The 19,841-nt window shown below is 40.7% G+C and carries 14 protein-coding genes and 1 riboswitch; of the genes, 9 read left to right on the forward strand and 5 right to left on the reverse strand.

Annotated elements, in window-relative coordinates; translation table 11 throughout:
* Positions 1–54: 54 nt before the first annotated feature.
* From rapA to thiB, 5 genes are all read right to left on the reverse strand, one after another.
* Positions 55–2,961 (reverse strand): RNA polymerase-associated protein RapA, encoded by a 2,907-nt coding sequence (gene rapA / locus OOA_RS13640; RefSeq protein WP_008912741.1) that lies wholly within the window; start codon positions 2,959–2,961, stop codon positions 55–57.
* A 381-nt stretch (positions 2,962–3,342) separates the two neighbouring features.
* Positions 3,343–5,694, reverse strand: coding sequence for a DNA polymerase II (locus OOA_RS13645; RefSeq protein ID WP_040691503.1), 2,352 nt, complete (start codon positions 5,692–5,694; stop codon positions 3,343–3,345).
* A gap of 208 nt (positions 5,695–5,902) precedes the next feature.
* A complete protein-coding gene (gene thiQ / locus OOA_RS13650; protein WP_008912743.1) occupies positions 5,903–6,607 on the reverse strand; it encodes a thiamine ABC transporter ATP-binding protein ThiQ in 705 nt (234 codons plus the stop codon).
* Positions 6,600–8,204, reverse strand: coding sequence for a thiamine/thiamine pyrophosphate ABC transporter permease ThiP (gene thiP, locus OOA_RS13655; RefSeq protein WP_008912744.1), 1,605 nt, complete (start codon positions 8,202–8,204; stop codon positions 6,600–6,602). Before thiP ends, thiQ begins: the two co-directional genes overlap by 8 nt.
* The gene (gene thiB / locus OOA_RS13660; RefSeq protein WP_008912745.1) at positions 8,180–9,184 is read right to left on the reverse strand and encodes a thiamine ABC transporter substrate binding subunit; all 1,005 of its coding nucleotides are present in this window, start codon (positions 9,182–9,184) and stop codon (positions 8,180–8,182) included. The genes thiP and thiB overlap by 25 nt, the downstream gene beginning before the upstream one ends.
* A gap of 60 nt (positions 9,185–9,244) precedes the next feature.
* Positions 9,245–9,340: riboswitch (TPP riboswitch) on the reverse strand.
* A 172-nt stretch (positions 9,341–9,512) separates the two neighbouring features.
* Between thiB and rppH the strand changes: the two genes are divergently transcribed.
* The 9 genes from rppH to recC all read left to right on the forward strand — a co-directional run bounded on the left by rppH (position 9,513) and on the right by recC (position 19,835).
* Entirely contained in the window at positions 9,513–10,046 is a 534-nt protein-coding gene (rppH, locus tag OOA_RS13665) for an RNA pyrophosphohydrolase (RefSeq protein ID WP_008912746.1), read from the forward strand.
* 4 nt (positions 10,047–10,050) lie between these two features.
* On the forward strand, positions 10,051–12,297 hold the full coding sequence (gene ptsP, locus OOA_RS13670; RefSeq protein ID WP_008912747.1) for a phosphoenolpyruvate--protein phosphotransferase: 2,247 nt from the start codon (positions 10,051–10,053) through the stop codon (positions 12,295–12,297).
* A 74-nt stretch (positions 12,298–12,371) separates the two neighbouring features.
* Positions 12,372–13,271 (forward strand): prolipoprotein diacylglyceryl transferase, encoded by a 900-nt coding sequence (gene lgt, locus OOA_RS13675; protein ID WP_008912748.1) that lies wholly within the window; start codon positions 12,372–12,374, stop codon positions 13,269–13,271.
* Positions 13,272–13,331: 60 nt separating this feature from the next.
* Positions 13,332–14,183 (forward strand): thymidylate synthase, encoded by an 852-nt coding sequence (locus OOA_RS13680; protein ID WP_008912749.1) that lies wholly within the window; start codon positions 13,332–13,334, stop codon positions 14,181–14,183.
* Positions 14,184–14,584: 401 nt separating this feature from the next.
* Positions 14,585–15,070, forward strand: coding sequence for a prepilin-type N-terminal cleavage/methylation domain-containing protein (locus tag OOA_RS13685; protein WP_008912750.1), 486 nt, complete (start codon positions 14,585–14,587; stop codon positions 15,068–15,070).
* On the forward strand, positions 15,064–15,669 hold the full coding sequence (locus tag OOA_RS13690; protein ID WP_008912751.1) for a prepilin peptidase-dependent protein: 606 nt from the start codon (positions 15,064–15,066) through the stop codon (positions 15,667–15,669). Before OOA_RS13685 ends, OOA_RS13690 begins: the two co-directional genes overlap by 7 nt.
* On the forward strand, positions 15,666–16,109 hold the full coding sequence (locus tag OOA_RS13695; protein WP_008912752.1) for a YgdB family protein: 444 nt from the start codon (positions 15,666–15,668) through the stop codon (positions 16,107–16,109). Before OOA_RS13690 ends, OOA_RS13695 begins: the two co-directional genes overlap by 4 nt.
* Positions 16,106–16,483 carry a prepilin-type N-terminal cleavage/methylation domain-containing protein gene (locus OOA_RS13700; RefSeq protein ID WP_008912753.1) on the forward strand — a complete coding sequence of 126 codons (378 nt, stop codon included), beginning with the start codon at positions 16,106–16,108 and terminating at the stop codon, positions 16,481–16,483. Before OOA_RS13695 ends, OOA_RS13700 begins: the two co-directional genes overlap by 4 nt.
* Positions 16,461–19,835: an exodeoxyribonuclease V subunit gamma gene (recC, locus tag OOA_RS13705; RefSeq protein WP_008912754.1), complete on the forward strand. Its 3,375-nt coding sequence runs from the start codon at positions 16,461–16,463 to the stop codon at positions 19,833–19,835. The genes OOA_RS13700 and recC overlap by 23 nt, the downstream gene beginning before the upstream one ends.
* Positions 19,836–19,841: the final 6 nt, after the last annotated feature.

Genomic DNA, 19,841 nt, shown 5'->3' on the forward strand with positions numbered 1-19,841 from the left:
CTTCTTTTGAAGGAGTCTATATGGCGCTATTTTAAGCTAATTATATTCGCGTGGCTATTGATGTGTGACTACAACCAAACGAATTGCATCAAGGCGCCATGTTGCTTGGTCGATATTGGTCAGTAACTGTCGACGTTCTTCTTCTATAACGTCTAGCTCGTCATCACGGATATTTGGATTGACTGCTTTCAGTGCTTCAAGTCGAGCAAGTTCAAGGGAGAGGGCTTTATCTGCGGCTTCTTTCGCATTATTGATAAGCACTTTCGCTTCCTTTTCGACCATAGGCTCTGATAGTTTCAGTACAGAATGAACTTCAGTTTGTACTGCACTAACCAGTTTGCTTGCCATATGACGATTGATTGCATTGAGCTGGCGGTTAAAGCTTTCAAACTCAACCTGTGAAGACAGGTTATTTCCTTTAAGGTCAATCAGTAGGCGAATTGGTGTAGCAGGTAAGAAGCGGCTAATCTGCAAGTTCTTAGGTGCTTGTGCCTCAAGCACATAAATCAATTCTGTCAGCAATGTACCGACGGGTAATGCTTTATTTTTAAGTAAAGAAACTGCGCAGCTTCCGGTATCACCAGATAACACCAAGTCTAAACCATTACGAATAATTGGATGTTCCCAGCTAATGAATTGCGTGTCTTCGCGGGACAAAGCTTGCTCACGGTCAAAAGTCACCGTGCAACCATCTTGTGGTAGACCAGGGAAATCAGGGACTAGCATATGGTCAGATGGCGTTAAAATTAGCAAGTTATCGCTCTTATCTTCCTGACTGATACCAACGATATCAAACAGGTTAAGTGCAAAATTCACCAACTCAGTATCATTGTCTTCCGCGCCAATGGTTTCTGCCAATTTAACGCCAGCATCACCACCATTAGAATGCATTTCAAGTAAGCGATCACGACCTTGTTCAAGCTGTAATTTCAGCGATTCATGCTCACTGCGGCAAGTTTTTAAAAACTCTTCGAAGCCGTCTGTTACTGTTGGCTCAGCCATAAATTGCAGTAATTGCTGATAATATTTATCGTAAATTGCGCGGCCAGTTGGGCAGGTATGCTCGAACGCATCTAACCCTTCGTGGAACCAACGTAGCAGGACCGCTTGTGCGGTATTTTCTAGATAAGGCACGCTTAATACGATATCGCGAGTTTGACCTATACGATCCAATCGACCAATACGCTGTTCTAATAGGTCAGGGTTGAACGGTAAGTCAAACATCACTAACTGGTTTGCGAATTGGAAGTTACGGCCTTCAGAACCAATTTCAGAGCAAAGTAAAACCTGCGCACCATCTTCTTGAGAAGCGAAGTAAGCAGATGCACGGTCGCGTTCAAGCAGTGATAGGCCTTCATGGAAAACACCGGCACGAATACCTTCGCGTTCACGTAAGACTTGCTCTAGTTGCATAGCGGTTGCCGCTTTGGCACAAATAACGAGTACTTTCTCATGGCGATTCGCCATCAGATAGCCCATCAACCACTCAACGCGCGGATCGAAGTTCCACCAAGTTGCATTTTCGCCTTCAAATTCTTGATAAATTTGCTCTGGATATAACAACTCTTTTGCACGTGTTTCGAGGTCTTTTTTCGAGCCCATAATACCCGCAACTTTGATTGCAGTTTGGTATTGGGTTGGAAGAGGCATTTTCAGTGAATGTAATTCACGACGTGGGAAGCCTTTTACACCATTTCGGGTGTTTCTAAATAATAAGCGGCTAGTACCATGTCGATCCATCAGCATGCTAATCAGTTCTTGTCGAGCCGTTGTACCATCTTCACTTTCAATATTGGCCGCTTTCAATAACGGTTCAATATCTTGCTCTTTAATTAGTTCATTGAGCAGATTTTGTTGGTCAGTTGTGAGTTTGTCACCAGAGAGCAGTAGCGATACGGCATCAGCGACAGGACGATAGTTATCTTGCTCATCAATAAATTCTTGATAATCATGGAAACGACTTGGATCGAGCAGACGAAGGCGTGCAAAATGGCTCTCTTGGCCGAGTTGTTCTGGGGTTGCTGTCAGTAGCAAAACAGAAGGAATATTTTCAGATAATGTTTCAATAACTTGGTATTCACGACTTGGTGCGGCTTCACTCCATTGTAAATGGTGAGCTTCATCCACAATCATCATATCCCAACCAGCTTCTACTAGCAGATCAAAACGTTGCTTGCTACGGCGTACAAAGTCGAGCGAGCACAGAACCAGTTGTTCAGTCTCAAAAGGATTATCACTGTCATGTTGTGCTTCACTGTAGCGGCTATCATCGAACAGCGAAAAACGCAGATTAAAGCGACGTAGCATCTCAACGAGCCACTGATGTTGTAAGCTCTCTGGTACGATCACTAATACTCGTTCAGCGCGTCCAGCCATCAGCTGTTGATGGATAATCATGCCAGCTTCAATAGTCTTACCTAATCCTACTTCATCAGCGAGTAATACGCGTGGGTGATGGCGTTTACCGACTTCATTAGCGATGTGTAACTGATGAGGGATCAAACTTGCACGGATACCGCGCAGGCCGGTAGCTTGGTGCTTAACTTGTTCGCTTTGAAACTTACGTGCGCGATAACGCAATGCAAAGCGATCCATGCGGTCGATTTGACCAGCAAATAAACGATCTTGTGGCTTGTTAAACGTGAGTTTGCTATCGAGAAAAACTTCTCTCAGGCTAACATTCTGTTCTTCGGTATCAAGGCGGGTGCCATTATAAGTTAGCAGACCGTCATCTTCAGTGACGCTTTCAATTTGCAACTGCCAGCCTTCATGGCTGGTGATGGTGTCGCCTTCATTAAACATAACTCGAGTGATAGGGGCATCACTGCGTGAGTAGAGGCGGTTTTCGCCAGTTGCGGGAAAAAGCACAGTCACCATACGGGCATCAATAGCCACAACGGCGCCTAGTCCGAGTTCGCTTTCTGTATCGCTGATCCAGCGCTGACCAAGAGTAAATGGCATAGGTTTAACTCAATTCCATAATTTTGATAGTTTATTTTTAGATTTGTCAGACAAATTATTTATTTGTCTCCACCCTGTGTTGGTAAAACCAGGATAATTCGAATATTAATTGTAGTCGTTGCCCGAGGGACAATTATAGCAGTCATACTTCAAATTGCCGTTGGCTATGCATGCAGGTGAAACTTGCGACCTGAGCCTCATAGTTACCTATGATCTCTTGGATATGGTAGCAGTTTGCCGACATACCACTCGAATTATTTTGTGCTGTGTATCGCGCTATTATCTCACGCATGTTGTGTTTTAACGAAGTGCGAGATGCCAAAGGGGCGTTATATTAATTCAAGCGAGGCTTATCGTCACCTGTTAAAAAAACATCATCCATTAAAAGAGCAAAGTTATCTGCCCAGTTAAGATTGTATCAAAATCATCTTGTAAAAAGGGCAATATAGCGTCTGCGATGGGTTTTATTTGCTTTAGGATATAGTGTTCATAGTCTGGGCGAGCTGTGACAATTTCAAGTGGCTCGGGACCTGCTTGAGTAATAATATAACTTATCCACCCACCATTTTGGTACTGTTGTGGGCGTTGAAGTTTTAAATTGTATTCATCAGCTTGGCGAGCAGCTCTCACATGAGGGGGAACATTACGTTGATAATCAGAGAGTTTTCGGCGCAGACGTTTACGATAGACTAAGCGGTCATCGTACTTACCATTGCGAATAAATTGTACATATTCGCGAATAAATTCACGATAAGGTTGGCGATGAAAAATTCGGGTATACAACTCTTTTTGGAAATATTGTGCAAGAGGAGTCCAGTCTGAGCGGATAGTTTCTAAACCTCTGAAGACCATTTTATCTCCACTGAGACCCGCATAACGCTTTTTACTTCCAGATTCAGAGCCGCGAATTGTTGGCATCAAAAAACGGCGATAATGTGTTTCATACTCAAGCTCTAAGACGCCTTCTAATTGCCATTCATCTTGTAGATGCTGTTTCCACCAGTCATTTACGTAGTCTCGCAACTCAAAACCTATTCTTTGTGCCTGTTCTTGTGTATGAGATTCTTTTAACCAGACAAAGGTTGAATCTGTGTCCCCGTAAATGACTTGATAGCCGCGAGATTCAATCAACTCTTTGGTAATACGCATAATTTCATGCCCGCGCATTGTAATAGAAGCGGTGAGGCGAGGATCAAAAAAACGGCAGCCTTCTGCACCAAGTACACCAGCAAAGGCATTCATAATAATCTTTAAGGCTTGAGAAAGAGGAGCATTGTTCTCTTTTTTCGCTTTGTCACGCTCTTGCCAAATATGGCTTACAATATCCGGTAAGCAATGTACTGTGCGTGAGAACCAAGCATTGCGAAAACCTGAAATGGAATGCTGTTTTTCTGGATGCACAAGCCCCTCAATCATACCTGCGGGGTCAATCAAAAAAGTACGAATAATCGATGGATACAGGCTTTTATAATCAAGAACGACAACGGAATCATATAAACCTGGCTGTGAATCCATCACAAAACCACCGGGATTATGTTGTAGTTTTTGCTCGTGTAGATTTGGTGCAATAAATCCAAGGCGATGCAAGCGCGGAATATACAAATGAGAAAAAGCGGCAACAGAACCGCCCATACGGTCAACAGCAAGTCCTGTTACTGCCGAACGTTCTTGTAAGAACGCCATTAAATCGGTTTTTTCGAAGATGCGATGAACTAAAATACAGTCTTGAATATTATAGTGTGCGAGAGCAGGCTTATCATGCTGGAAACGGCGATTGATCTCATCCATTCGGTCATAAGGCGTATTGATAGCCTTACCTTCCCCAAGTAACGTTTGAGCGACAGATTCAAGACTAAAAGAGGGAAAATTCCACGTAGCCGCTTTTAGAGAATCGATACCATCAATAATTAGACGACCGTCAGCAGATGCAAAAAAGACACCTTGCTTAAAACCATGTTCTCGCCATTCAAGTTTTTTTCGATTCCGGCCAAATAACAGAGGGATACCATAGCGTTCAGCATGTTTTTGTAAAACATTTAAATCGAATTGGATTAGGTTCCAACCAATGATGGCATCAGGATCATACTGTTGTAGCCATTCATTTAATCTATCAAGCAATTGTGGGCGACTAGTGACGTAAACTAGGCGATGTTGATTGTTAAGTGCAGGGCCTTGTTCTGGCCCCAACATAAAAACAACGTCATCACCACAACCGGATAAACCAATAGAATATAATTCGCCATGCTGGCTAGTTTCGATGTCTAAAGACACGGCTTTGATTGTTGGGCGATAGCCTTCGCAGGGTTTTAGCTGATATTCGCCTTGTCGATTACGAGAAAACCACACTGGTGCAGTAATAAAACGCTCCATCAGGTAGCGTTCACTGGGGCGAATATCGGTTTCGAGAACTTCCACGCCAAACTCTAGGCAATTTTTTTCAAGATTTTGTAGTTGACGATATTGTTGGCAGTATATGGCGTACACTTTTTCACGACGAAAGTCAGATAATGCAACAGGACGATAGATAATATTCGCTTGCCCATCTAACAAATGTTTCACGGTGGGTAACGACGAAATGGGAATAAAGCCAACGGCTTGTTGGTTAGGAACTGTGACTTTTCTAGGACCGTTGTCTGTGAGTAACCAATAGCTTACCTCAACCCCTTGACGGGTATCTTTCCAATGGCGACTTAAAATAAAGCCTTTTTCAGCGGTAGACATAAGTTGAGGCATAAGGAGACTCACATAAAAATTCAACGAGTCTACTATACGTGAGAGGTGTGGTTTTATACAGTATTTTTTGTCATGTTATTTAGTGATATTAAACGCAAAAAGTGCCAAATTGTCACTTTTTTACGTTTTTAATCGTGATTTATTGGCTGAAATGATATAAAAACGGCTATTTGATAGCCTGAATAAATAATTGATCAATGGGTACGGCTTAATTGTTTTTTGCAATACCAAGTAACTGCGAAGCAGGTGTTGTTCCTGCCAATAATGCGTTAGTACTGCCATCATAGGCGATAGTACCATTCGCTATCACCAGCGTGCGGGGAGCAATTTGCAATGCATCTTCAACATTATGGGAAACCATAACCAGTGTGATGGACTTTAATTGACATATTTCATCAACCAACAATAACATTTCATTACGTAAAGCAGGATCGAGTGCAGAAAATGGCTCATCTAATAGCAAAATAGGTTGCTGGCGGATAAGGCAACGCGCTAGTGCCGCACGTTGACGCTGCCCACCAGATAACTGAGCGGGCAATCTATCAAGGAACTCAAGAAGGCTAACTTGCTCAGCTATTTCCTCAACTTGAGTTATTTGTTCTCGATTTAATCTCAGTCCAGGATGTAATCCTAACCCAATATTTTGTTTTACAGATAAGTGAGCGAACAGGTTATTTTCCTGAAACAGCATCGAGACTGGGCGCTTAGCTGGAGGGGTATAAGTATGATTGTGCCCATTTAATTGGATAGAACCGCTTTTGGCAAATTGAAAGCCACTAATTAAACTCAGTAGTGTGCTTTTACCGGCACCACTTGGCCCCATTACGGCGACTCGCTCACCTGTTTCAATAGAAAAATCAAACAACATATTCATATTGTGATACTGGTAATCTAGTTGGTCTAATTTAATCATTATTCTTTCCTGAAATACGCTCAAGTAGGCTAAATAAACCAAAACACAATAAAAGTAATACCATCGCCGTCACGGCACCATCATTAGTTCGGTACGCACCTATTTGCTGATAAAGGTAGTAGGGTAATGTACGAAAATCTTCATTGCCAAATAGAGCAACCACACCAAAATCACCAATAGAAATAACACAAGCAAATGCGAGCGCTTGAGCTATTGGTTTTTTCAATGCTTTTAATTCAATGATACGCAGGCGATTAAAACCACTAATCGCTAATGACTGACAAAGCGGGTTATAGCGTTCAGCGAGATCCCGCATTGGGTTTTCAAGTACCTTCAATGCATAAGGGATCGCAAGTAAAGCGTTGGTCATAATCACTAATGCATAAGGTGATTCAGGGATCCCGATGGTTTCATTAAATAGAATGAAAAAACCGGTCGCGAGCACAATTCCGGGCATGGCTAAAATGACTAATCCACTGAGCTCCATGGCTTGCCCTAACTTGATTGCGCGACGTAAACGTAATTCACGGCTACTCCATAGTAACATCATCGTCAGCAAGACACAGAGTATGCCAGCACACAAGGCAATAAAGAGTGATGTAGAGGCTGCTTGCCAAAGGGTATTCTGACTGAGTACCTCAATTAAGCGCCCGTTTAATCCATCGACGATAATCGCGAAAAGTGGCGGAAATAATAATAAGAGGGCTGCAATAATCACTAATGTATCACGTATACGACGAAATCTATTATCTGCTGGGTCATACCAATGGTTTTGCTGGCTATAACCAATCGAAAAAATACTACTTATTTTTTGACTAAGGAACATTAGCCCAATACAGAAAAATAGTTGAATTAAAGCCAGTATTGCTGCTCGACCAGGATCGAAGTCATAACTTAATGCTTGATAAATTGCTAGCTCAATGGTAGTAGCAGCAGGGCCACCACCGAGCGCAAGCACAGTAGCAAAACTGGCAAAACACAACATAAATATTAGTGCAGCAGTAGGTAACATTTGCCTACGCAAATAAGGCCATTCAAGAATGCGAAATTGTTGCCACTCATTAAACCCTAATTGTGCTGCAATTTGGCGTTGCTCCGTGGCGATATTTTCCAATGATTGCAGTAGCATACGTGTTGCAAGCGGCATATTAAAGAAGATATGCGCAAGCAGTATTCCTTTAAGCCCATAAGGTGAAAAATTATAATCGATACCAAATAATTGAAACAGCTGAGCGAGCCAGCCTGTTTTCCCATAAATTGATAAAATACCAAATACAGCAACCAGAACGGGCAAAACAAGCGTCATTGCACAGAGTCGTAAGAATAAAAATTTTCCCGGAAAGCGCCGACGATAAAGTGCGCGTGCCAGTAAAATTGCCGGAAGCACCGAAAATAAAGCGGATAAAAAGGCCTGCCAGAAAGTGAAGCCAATGACATGCCATAGATAACCATCATTAAAAACTTCACCAATCGAAATACTCGGTGAAAAAAGCGATAAAGCACCAAAAGCGAGTAGCGCAACGCATACTAATAAACCGGAAGCAAAGGCTCCCGGTAAGAGAGACCAATTAATTAACGGCTGACGGCAGTTTGCCATAAACGAACCCATGTTTGACGGTCTTTGGCAACTTCTTGCGCGCTAAATTGCAGTGACTTTTTAGGTAGAGGAAGGTTGTTGTAAACCTCTGGTAATGGAATATCAATCACTGGATACATCCAGTTAGTAGTCGGTAGCGTATTTTGGAATTCTGGTGTTAACATAAATTGTAAGAATTGCTTTGCTAACTCCGGTTGGGCGCTATTTTTAAGTCTTGCTGCGACTTCAATTTGCATATAATGCCCTTCATCGAATAAGGCCGCAGCGTAGTTATCTTTCTTATCATTAAGCATTTGGTAGCCCGGCGATGCGGTATAACTCAAAACAAAATCGCCTTCACCTTTTAAAAACAAGCCATAAGCCTCACTCCAGCCTTTAGTCACTGTCAGTGTTTTACTCGCTATTTTTTGCCATGCATCAGCAGACTTGTCACCATACAGCTTTTCAATCCATAACATTAATCCTAAGCCGGGGGTGCTAGTACGCGGATCTTGATAAATTATTTTCCAAGATTGATTGCTATTTAATAGGTCATTCATACTTTTGGGTGGGTTTTTGATCTTGTTGGTGTCATAGATGAAAGCAAAATAACCATAGTCATATGGGATAAATGTTGAATTTTTCCACTCGATAGGCAGTTTTAGCGCGTCAGTATTGATATCTGCGGGGACAAATAGACCGGTATTTTCAGCGGAATCAATTAAGTTATTATCAAGGCCTAAAACGATATCAGCTTTACTTTTCGTTCCTTCCATACGCAAACGATTGAGAAGAGCAACGCCGTCGCCAAGTGAAACAATTTTGAGTTCACAATCGCATTGTTCTTCAAAATTCTTTTTAATTTGTGGCCCCGGCCCCCATTCAGCAGCAAATGAATCATAGGTGTAGATGGTGAGAATTGGTTTTTCAGCCCATGCTAATTGAGTAAAACCCAGTGCAGCAAGTGCGATTAATGACTTATAAAGTGAATTTTTTAACATATTTATTCCTGCGTTTGAAAGAAAACCACACAGGATTTGAGAGGGTACCGTAGGCGTTTATACTGACGGCAGCTCAAATCCCTACGCCGGCATTGCCCGGATCAGGTTCTACGGGTTAATTCTCAGCCTAATATTTCGGCACCCCGTTGAGACAATGGCTATTGTAGTGACTTCGCTGATATCTGCAAACTCTATTGATCTAACCGTTATACATCGAGCTACAGGTTGTTAACTACAACTCGAATGATTTTGTGTATATAGGTTTACCAGTTAGGGTATGTGTGAAACAATTAGCCATCTTTCAAATTTTAGTTATTGAGGTAGTCTGGTGATCGATGATGATGGCTACCGCCCGAATGTAGGCATTGTAATTTGTAATCGGCAAGGGCAGGTTTTATGGGCTCGCCGCTATGGTCAACATTCATGGCAATTTCCTCAGGGGGGAATTAACCCAGGGGAATCGCCAGAACAGGCTATGTACCGTGAATTGTATGAAGAGGTTGGCCTACAACGTAAAGATGTTAGGTTGTTAGCTTCAACTCGCAATTGGCTGCGTTACAAATTACCCAAACGTTTGGTGCGTTGGGACACAAAACCTGTTTGTATCGGGCAGAAACAGCGTTGGTTCTTATTACAACTTCAATGCAATGAAGCAGATATAAACGTTCAGCGCAGTAAATCGCCAGAATTTGATGGCTGGCGATGGGTCAGTTATTGGTATCCTGTTAGGCAAGTTGTTTCTTTCAAACGGGAAGTTTATCGTCGAGTCATGAAAGAATTTGCGCCAGTCGTTATGCCATTGCCGGAACAAAAATCGGCACAAAGAGCGGCTTTTTCTCACCGTAGGCGTGGGGCTAGATAATATCATGCTGATGCATCTACGTGAGATTGTCGAAAAAGTGGCAATGGCAACAAGTTTAGCCGAAGCGTTAGAGGTATTGGTAAACGAAACCTGCGAAGCAATGCAGACAGATGTTTGCTCAATCTACTTGGCTGATCATTTGCACCAATGCTATTACTTAATGGCAACCCGCGGGTTGAAAAAACCTAGCGGGATTGCTATTCGCCTTGGCTTTGATGAAGGCGTGGTCGGTGCCGTTGGGCGCCAATCTGAAATGCTTAACCTTGCCGATATCCGTGAACATCCTGAATTTAAATATCTTCCTCAATTAAAAGAAGGGCAACTTAAAGCCTTCTTAGGTGTACCTGTTGTTTATCGACGACAATTACTTGGCGTATTAGTTGTGCAACAACGCGAACGGCGTTTTTTCAGCGAAACTGAAGAGTCATTTATGGTGACGTTATCGATGCAACTGGCTGTCATTTTATCTCAAGCACAGACTAAAGGTATTTTTGGTCAATATAGACAAAGTCGCATTAAGGCTATTCCTGTATCACAAGGGATCGTGATGGCTTATGGTTGGCAAGATACCTCACAACCTTCATTTGATAGTATTTGTGAAGCGAGTGCATTGAATGAAAATGATGAAAAACAGCGCCTAATTAATGCTATCGAAAATGCAGCGTCAGAGTGTCGGCGTATTAGTAAACGTTTTATCGCCAATTCACAAAAAGAAAGTGCTGCAATCTTTGACCTCTATAACCATTTACTTCATGACCCTCAATTAAAAAAAAGATTATTTTCCGCCATTGGGCAGGGGTCAGTCGCTGAGTGGGCGGTTAAAACCGTAATCGAAGACTATGTTGAGCAATTTTCTCGCTTACATGATCTTTATCTACGAGAGAGAGGGGCTGATTTGCGTGCACTAGGCCAGCGTTTGTTATTCCATTTGGATGATAGCCTAACATTGATGGATCAATGGCCTGAACGTTTTATTCTAGTTGCCGATGAGCTGAGTGCAAGCTTATTGGCTGAAATACCATTAGAGCAACTTGCGGGAGTGATTGTTCGTGATGGCGCAACACACTCTCATTCCGCTATTTTGATTCGTGCCATGGGTATCCCTGCAATAATGGGAGCAGATATAGATCCTTCTTTACTACACAATCGTTTTTTGATTCTTGATGGCTATCGGGGTGAGGTTTTCATTGAACCTGAAGATATTATTACTCAGGAATATAAGCAAATTATCGCGGAAGAAGATGTTCTTAGCCGATTAGCTGAAGGGGCTCTTGAGCAAGAAGTTATCCTTAAAAATGGTGAACAGGTTCATATCCATCTTAACGCAGGGCTAAGCCCACGCTATGAACAACAAATAAATATTGCTGTTGATGGTGTCGGTTTATACCGAACGGAATTGCCATTTATGCTACATAATGGCTTTCCATCTGAAGATGAACAGAAACAGCTTTATCAAGAAGTATTACAGCTATTTTCCAATAAGCCTGTCGTACTTAGAACATTGGATATTGGCGCCGATAAGCAATTACCTTACATGCCGATCAGCGAAGAAAATCCATGTCTTGGTTGGCGGGGCATTCGCGTCATGTTGGATCAACCTGAAATTTTCTTAATTCAGCTTCGAGCAATGCTACATGCAAATATATCGACACAAAACTTGCGAATTTTATTGCCAATGATCACTAGCATTAATGAAGTGGATGAAGCCATTACATTGATTAAACGAGCAAGAGAAGAGCTTAGTGCGATATTAGATCAAACTGTACCGATGCCACAAATTGGTGTGATGTTTGAAGTACCTTCATTACTATTTTTACTTCCCGAATTAAAAAAACGTGTAGATTATATTTCAATTGGTACTAATGATTTAACTCAATACCTACTTGCTGTTGATCGTAACAATACCCATGTCGCCGCTATCTACGATAATCTTCATCCCTCAATGATCCGGTTCTTAGCTAAAGTGTACGAAGAATGCTGCCGTATAGGCATGCCTGTTAGTGTTTGCGGGGAAATGGCAGGACAACCTTTGGGGGTAATGGCATTGATAGCTCTTGGATACCGTTCTTTGAGCATGAGCGGAAGAAGTGTGCCAAGGGTGAAGTATTTGATCCGGGGATTACAGCCTGAGTTGGTTAAAACGTTAGTTCCCCAACTTCTAGAGGCCGAAACGAGCGATGCCATAAGGCAAGCATTAAGTTTATTTATGGAGAAAAATGGATTAGGCGGCTTTGTTCGCGGTGGTATCTAATCTGTTTATTAACCTGCGCTTGAGCTATGTTATGATGCGCAATGATTTTTGTTTAACAAATAAAATGGTGAACGATGAGTAGCAGCTACTTAGCACTTCCAACAATTGATCCCGTCATGTTCTCGATTGGGCCAGTATCGCTTCACTGGTATGGTTTTATGTACCTCGTCGGGTTTGTTTTTGCATTATGGCTTGCAGGTCGCCGTGCATCCAAGCCGAATAGCGGTTGGACAAAAAATGAAGTTGAAAATTTACTTTACATCGGATTTGTAGGTGTTTTCATTGGCGGAAGGTTAGGTTATGTCTTCTTCTACAACTTGCCCTTATTCCTTGATGACCCACTTTACTTATTTAAAGTCTGGGATGGTGGAATGTCATTCCATGGCGGCTTAATTGGGGTTATTTGTGCAATGATGTGGTTTGCACATCGTACTCGCCGTCGTTTTTTACAAGTTGCTGATTTTGTTGCGCCATTAATTCCTTTTGGATTAGGTATGGGGCGGATTGGTAACTTTATTAATGGTGAGTTATGGGGACGTGTAACGCTTGATACTCCATGGGCATTTTTATTCCCGCGTTCACAAAGCGAAGATATTCAACTTGCAGCCCAAGACCCATCTTTGCTACCGATTTTAGAGCAGTATGGGGTACTTCCTCGCCACCCATCACAGCTTTATGAGATGTTTTTAGAGGGAATAGTACTGTTCCTTATTCTAAATTTATTTGTGCGTAAGCCTCGCCCTATGGGGAGTGTGTCAGGCTTATTCCTGATTGGTTATGGTGCATTCCGTATTATTGTCGAATTCTTTAGACAACCAGATGCACAGCTAGGTTTATTTGGTGGCATCAGTATGGGGCAAATTCTATCTATCCCAATGATTATTATTGGTGTATTGATGATTATATGGGCTTATAAATATGGTAAAAATATTCCCGCACATAAACCCGATACTAAAAAAGTACCTAGTAAATAAATAATAGATTAAGGCTACTGTTGCTGGTGTAACAGTAGCCTGTAGAGTAAGAGAGTCACTATGAAGCAGTATCTTGAGCTATGTCAGCACATTATTAATGAAGGTCAATGGGTTGAAAACAAACGGACAGGTGTTCGTTGTTTAACGATTATCAATGCAGACCTTGAATATGATGTGGCAAATAACCAGTTTCCATTAATCACTACTCGTAAAAGTTTTTATAAGGCAGCTATTGCTGAATTGTTAGGCTATCTTCGAGGTTATGATAACGCAGCTCAATTTCGAGAAATTGGCTGTAATACTTGGAATGCAAATGCCAATGACAACCTAGCTTGGTTAAATAATCCTCATCGTAAAGGTGAAGATGATATGGGACGTGTATACGGTGTTCAAGGGCGCTCTTGGCAACGTCCTGATGGTTCACACCTTGATCAGCTTAAAAAAGTTGTCAATAACCTGAAAAATGGTATTGATGATCGCGCTGAAATTATCACTTTTTATAACCCCGGTGAATTTGAAATGGGCTGCTTACGGCCTTGTATGCATACTCATACTTTTTCACTTTTAGGCGATACACTTCACCTTACTTCTTATCAACGCAGTTGCGATGTTCCACTCGGTTTGAATTTCAATCAAGTGCAATGCTTTGTCTTGCTAGCGTTAATGGCTCGGATTACTGGTCACAAAGCGGGCAAGGCTTATCATAAAATTGTCAATGCGCATATTTATGAAAACCAGTTACCATTGATGCGTGATGTGCAGTTAAAGCGTGAACCGTTTCCGTCACCTTCATTATCAATAAATCCTCAAATTAAAACGTTGGAAGATATTGAAACTTGGGTAAGCACTGATGATTTCACTCTTGAAGGGTACGAGTGTCATGAGGGGATTAAGTATCCTTTCACAGTCTAAAATATCCTTCATGCTTCGTGCCACAGCTGTGTTGCCTACGTTTATTTTTACTAATCATAAAGTTATCTATGCGCCTAGTGACTTATGTACTTGGCGCATAGCTGCAATACGAATTATTCGGCAATGTATAAGATTTAAATTATTTTATTTATCCTCCTATTAAAAAAGTAAGTCACTTCGCTATCTCTTGGTTTTTTTATCGTTTTTCAAGCTGCTTGATAATCTTTTTTTCTGTTAATTCTTTTAAATTGCGAGCCGCTTCGCAAGGTCGTTAACTCTTTTGGTAATTTTTACATTTGCTTGCGAAGCGCTACCTAAACTCGGTTATCGACTCTGGTATTGTTGAATGTTTTTGCCAATATCAAACTTATATAGGGAAGAGGTATCGAGAGGAAAAGGGAATGAAAACAGTTATTAATCACCCGCAAAAAGGATTTACGCTTATTGAAATATTAATAGTCATGTTTATTTGCTCATTAGCGATGCTTCCAGCGTTATATGGCTGGCAACAACAGCAACAAAGATTACGTTTGATTGATACTGCTCGGCAAGTTGCTACATTTGTTTATAGCCATTTGATGGAAAGTGTTTATCTAAATCAACACCGTATTTTATTGGTTAATGTTATGCAAAGTGACTGGCAGTTGATTATTAAAGATGCAAATACAGGTAAGTACATTACCACTCTGAACTCGACGAAATTTGATGGGGTCGAAATAAAATCAGCAACTCGTTCATCTATTAATTTATATGGTAAACAAGGAACAACACACGCTTTTCGCATTGAGTTGAAAAACGAGTTTGGTCAAATAACGGTTTTTATGTCGATCGCAGGCCGTATAAGAGCATGCAGTAACAAAAAAATAGTAGGGGTTCCTCGTTGCTGAAATTTTTCTTAATGCCTAAACATAACCAACAAGGATTTTCATTAATTGAAACATTAATTGCGATGGCAATAAGTAGCTTGATTTGTATCGCAGCTACGGCAGTTTTTCCAGGACTATTTAAAAAAATTCACCAATCTTATATTCAATATCAAATCGATAGAGAGGTTCGGCAAGTTCTTATCAGCATGGAGAAAGATTTTAGACGCATAGGTTATTGTGGCAGTCTCTCTTGTGAGGGGGAGGCACTCAAAATCGATGCTAAATTTCTGAGCCGATACCCTAATTCATGCATTATCTTTGCTTATGATCAGAATTTATCGGGTACATGGCGCCCAGTGAAACTGAAAAATAAAGAAACCGATTTTTTTGGTTATCGATTGAATGATAAAAAACTAGAATCAAACCGCAATGTGATGAATTGTGATGGTAATCGGTGGCAATCGTTATTTGATCCCTTAATGGTGAAAGTAAAAGAATTGAGATTTACTTGGCATGAGCCCCAAGCTGTACTTGAAATGAGTCTTAGTGTTGAAACGCCACATTTAGTTAATCAACGCTTTAGTTACCAAACTTCCGTGCTACTGAGAAATTTACAATGAATCTAATAAATAACCAAAGAGGAAATATTGCTTTGGTCATGGTGATTGTATTAATGACAGTAGCATTATTTTTGCTAAAAGCTTTACATTTTTATCAAGAAAATGCTCGTGATGAATTTTTTCGTGAAAAAAAATACATTGAGGCTTTTAATCAAGCGGAATCGGCTTTGTCATGGGGAATAGTACAATCTTGGCGATTTAATACAGCTAAAAATGCTGGTTGGCAATGTCAACAAGAGCCAAATCAGTCGTGGATGAGTTGTATCAAACATTACAAAGGAACCCAGTTCATTCTAACGGGTAGAGGTCTGTATAAAGGGAATGAATACATTAGTGTTTATCGCTGGGTTCTACCTATTGTAGGTACTCAAAAAGTGCAAGCCCGAATGAAAGGTTGGCTTGACTATTGTCCTGTTGATAAAAAAGGATTTTGTCGATGAAACAACAAGATAAAAAGCAACAAGGCTTTGCATTAATCGAGTCAATGATTGCAATGGTTGTTTTTGCTATTCTGCTCGTCGCTCTGCTAAACTACAGTCAATATATCACCTTGAATTTCAATTGGATATTTAGGCAATCAGCTGCCATTAGAGAGTTACAAAGTAATTTAGAACGTAAAGCGTCAATGATGGATATAGAATCAAAAAACACAAAATTATTTTATCCGGATTGGCAGATAAACTTACAGACTTTCGCGGTGTCAGAGAATTGTACTGATACAACAATAGCTCTATCCACAGCTAGACAAACACTTTCTCTAAGCCGCTGGTTTTGCAGAACAGGAGATAACAATGTTCCAAGTTTATCATTCTAATCAATTAGAACTACTAAAGGAGCTAATGGCTCATTTAATTGAGAATGCTCCCCTTTCTCATCCGTTCGAACAAGAGATAATCTTGGTGCAAAGCCCTGGCATGTCTCAATGGTTGCAAATTGAATTGGCAAAATCCTTTGGGATAGCAGCTAATATTCATTATCCTCTACCAGCTACTTTTATTTGGGATATGTTTCGTCGTGTATTACCTGATATACCGAAAGAAAGTGCCTTTACTAAGCAGGCAATGGCATGGAAATTAATGAAAATTTTGCCAGAGGTCATTGATGAAGATGAATTTGAGTCACTACGTCATTATCTACAACAAGATTTAGATAAACGAAAATTACACCAGCTTGCTGGGCGTGTCGCAGACTTGTTTGATCAGTATCTCGTTTATCGGCCTCAATGGATTGAAAAGTGGCAACAAAACGAATTAGTTGATGAGCTGAGTGCCAATCAATTATGGCAAAAAAGATTATGGTTACGGTTGGTCGAGTACACGCAAGAACTTGGCCAATCTCCGTGGCATCGAGCAAACCTCTATCAGAGCTTTATCGATAAGTTATCGAACAATCATGATTTTCAAAATGTACTGCCAAAACGTATTTTTATTTGCGGTATTTCATCACTGCCTCCGGTTTATCTACAGGCAATTACTGCCATTGCTGAGCACACCGATATTCATCTGATGTTTACTAACCCTTGTCGTTATTATTGGGGGGATATTCATAGCCATTCTTTTCTTGCGAAATTGCAAAAGCGTAAATTGCGTCATTATCTCGATAAACACGAAATATCACGCTTTAAAATCGATGAGCATGCTAAGCAACTATTTAATGACGAGGGTGAGCAAAATGTTGCCAACCCATTGCTTGCTTCATGGGGAAAGTTAGGGCGGGATAACCTCTATTTTATTTCACAGATCGACAGTGTTAATGAAATCTCAGCATTTGTAGATACTAATCGAAGCAGTTTACTCGAAAATCTACAACAAGATATTTTAGATCTCGAAAACCATGCGCAATTAGGCACGACATTAGAAGATTATGAATCAAGCATAGGTAAACGCTCATTAGTCTTATCAGACCAATCAGTAACCTTTCATTCCTGCCATAGTGCTCAGAGGGAAGTTGAAGTATTACAGGACAAGCTACTCGCATTATTTGAGCAAGACCCCTCTTTAACACCGAGGGATGTTATTGTTATGGTTTCTGATATTGATAGCTACACGCCATTTATCCAAGCTGTGTTTGGTAACACGGCTTCCCAACGTTATATCCCTTTTTCTATTTCAGATCGGAAAGCCTTACAAGCACATCCTATTTTGCAGGTTTTTATTCTACTCCTTGACCTACCACAAAGCCGATTCTCAACAGAGCAAGTACTTACATTATTAGAGGTTTCTGCATTTGCTGCTTGCTTCGGTATTGATGAAAGTGAACTCGGGTTACTACGTCGATGGGTAAATGAATCAGGAATCCGTTGGGGGTTAGATGATGATAATGTTCGTTCATTGTCTCTACCTGTTATTGGGCAAAATACATGGCAATTTGGTTTGAGCCGTATGCTATTGGGCTACGCAATGGATAGCCGATATGGTCCTTGGCATGGTATTTTGCCCTATGATGAGAGTAGTGGTTTAGCCGCGCAATTAGCCGGTAAACTTGCTTTGCTCGTCAACACGTTAAAAGAATGGCGGACGTTATTGGAGGTTGATAGAACCCTTGATGAATGGAAGGATATTTGCCAACAACTGATTCATAGTTTCTTTAGCGTTGATGGTGACGCTGAATTAGTTCTGACGCTTGTGACTGAACAATGGCATAAGATTATTGAAAACGCGCTTAGCTCTGGTTACGGCGAGCAAGTACCTTTATGTCTAATTCGTGACGAGCTGGCAATTTGCTTTGATAATGAGAAGATAAGTCAGCGTTTTCTTGCCGGTTCTGTGAATTTTTGTACGTTAATGCCTATGCGTTCTGTACCGTTCAAAGTGGTTTGCCTGTTAGGGATGAACGATGGAATTTATCCTCGAAGCATTCCTCCATTGGGTTTTGATTTAATGGCAGAAAAATCGATCAGAGGGGATAGAAAGCGTAGAGATGATGACCGCTATTTATTCTTAGAAGCGTTGAATTCAGCGGCAAAACAACTTTATATCAGCTATGTTGGGCTATCTATTCAAGATAACCAAGCTTGTAATCCATCAGTATTGGTTTCTGAGCTTTTAGATTATATTTGCCAGAGCTTCTGTCTACAGGGAGATGAAAATCTCAATATTGATAGCAGTGCAATAAGGCTGAGAGATCATCTTGTAGTTCAACATAATAGGGTTCCCTTTGCTAAAGAGAATTTTATTCCTAATTCTCCGTATCAAAGTTTTGCAGCTGAATGGTTACCTGCAGCAAAATCAATTCTTCACGAAAATAAACAATTTATTTCTAAGCTCGATACACGTGAACAAGTAATAGAAATTACAGTCGAACAATTGTTACGTTTTTATCGTCACCCTATTAGAGCCTTTTTCCAACAGCGTTTGAAGGTTCATTTCTCTATTGAAGAAACTGAACTTCCAGAAGATGAACCATTTATCTTGGACAGATTGCAACGCTATAAGATGAATGAACGAGTCTTAGCATTGTTAGTTAAAGATGAAAATCCAACTCCATTATATCAAGCACTAAGAGCAGCGGGGCAACTGCCAGCGAAGCAATTTGGGCAATTATTTTGGGAACAACAAATTAATGAAATTGCGCCACTTGCCGAAAAAGTAAAAGAGCACAGCATACAACCATTTAATTATGTGATTGATACTAAAATTAGTGGTATCAAGATAACGGGTGTATTGAAGAATGTGCATGAAAAAGGCTTACTGCGCTATCGGCCTGCTTATTTGACGGCTAATGATGGTATTCAATTATGGATAGAACATCTATTATTTAACTTATTAGTCGGTGAAGGTAACAGTGTTGCGTTAGGTCGTGAGAATAGTATTTGGCACTTTACTAGTGTACAACAAGACGATGCTCAACGTTATCTAGAACAATTGGTTAGTGGGTATTGTGAGGGGCAAAATATGCCTCTGTTACTGCTAAACCAAAGCGGCTGGAACTGGTTATCAGCGTGTTTTGATAAGAAAACAAAGCAGTATGATTTTATCTCTGAAGAGGTTCAACAAAAAGCATTATCTGTGTTGATACAAAGTCTTCAAGGTTCTTCTATGAAAAAAGGTGAAATGGAAGACGATTATGTTTTACGAGTTTGTAGGAATATTAATCAAAAGCTAGTTCAATCGTTACTGGAAAATACTCAGCACTACCTTTTTCCAATGACCGGATATTTAAAATAAAAAAGG

The sequence above is a fragment of the Providencia burhodogranariea DSM 19968 genome (assembly GCF_000314855.2).
Classification (GTDB): Bacteria; Pseudomonadota; Gammaproteobacteria; order Enterobacterales; family Enterobacteriaceae; genus Providencia; species Providencia burhodogranariea.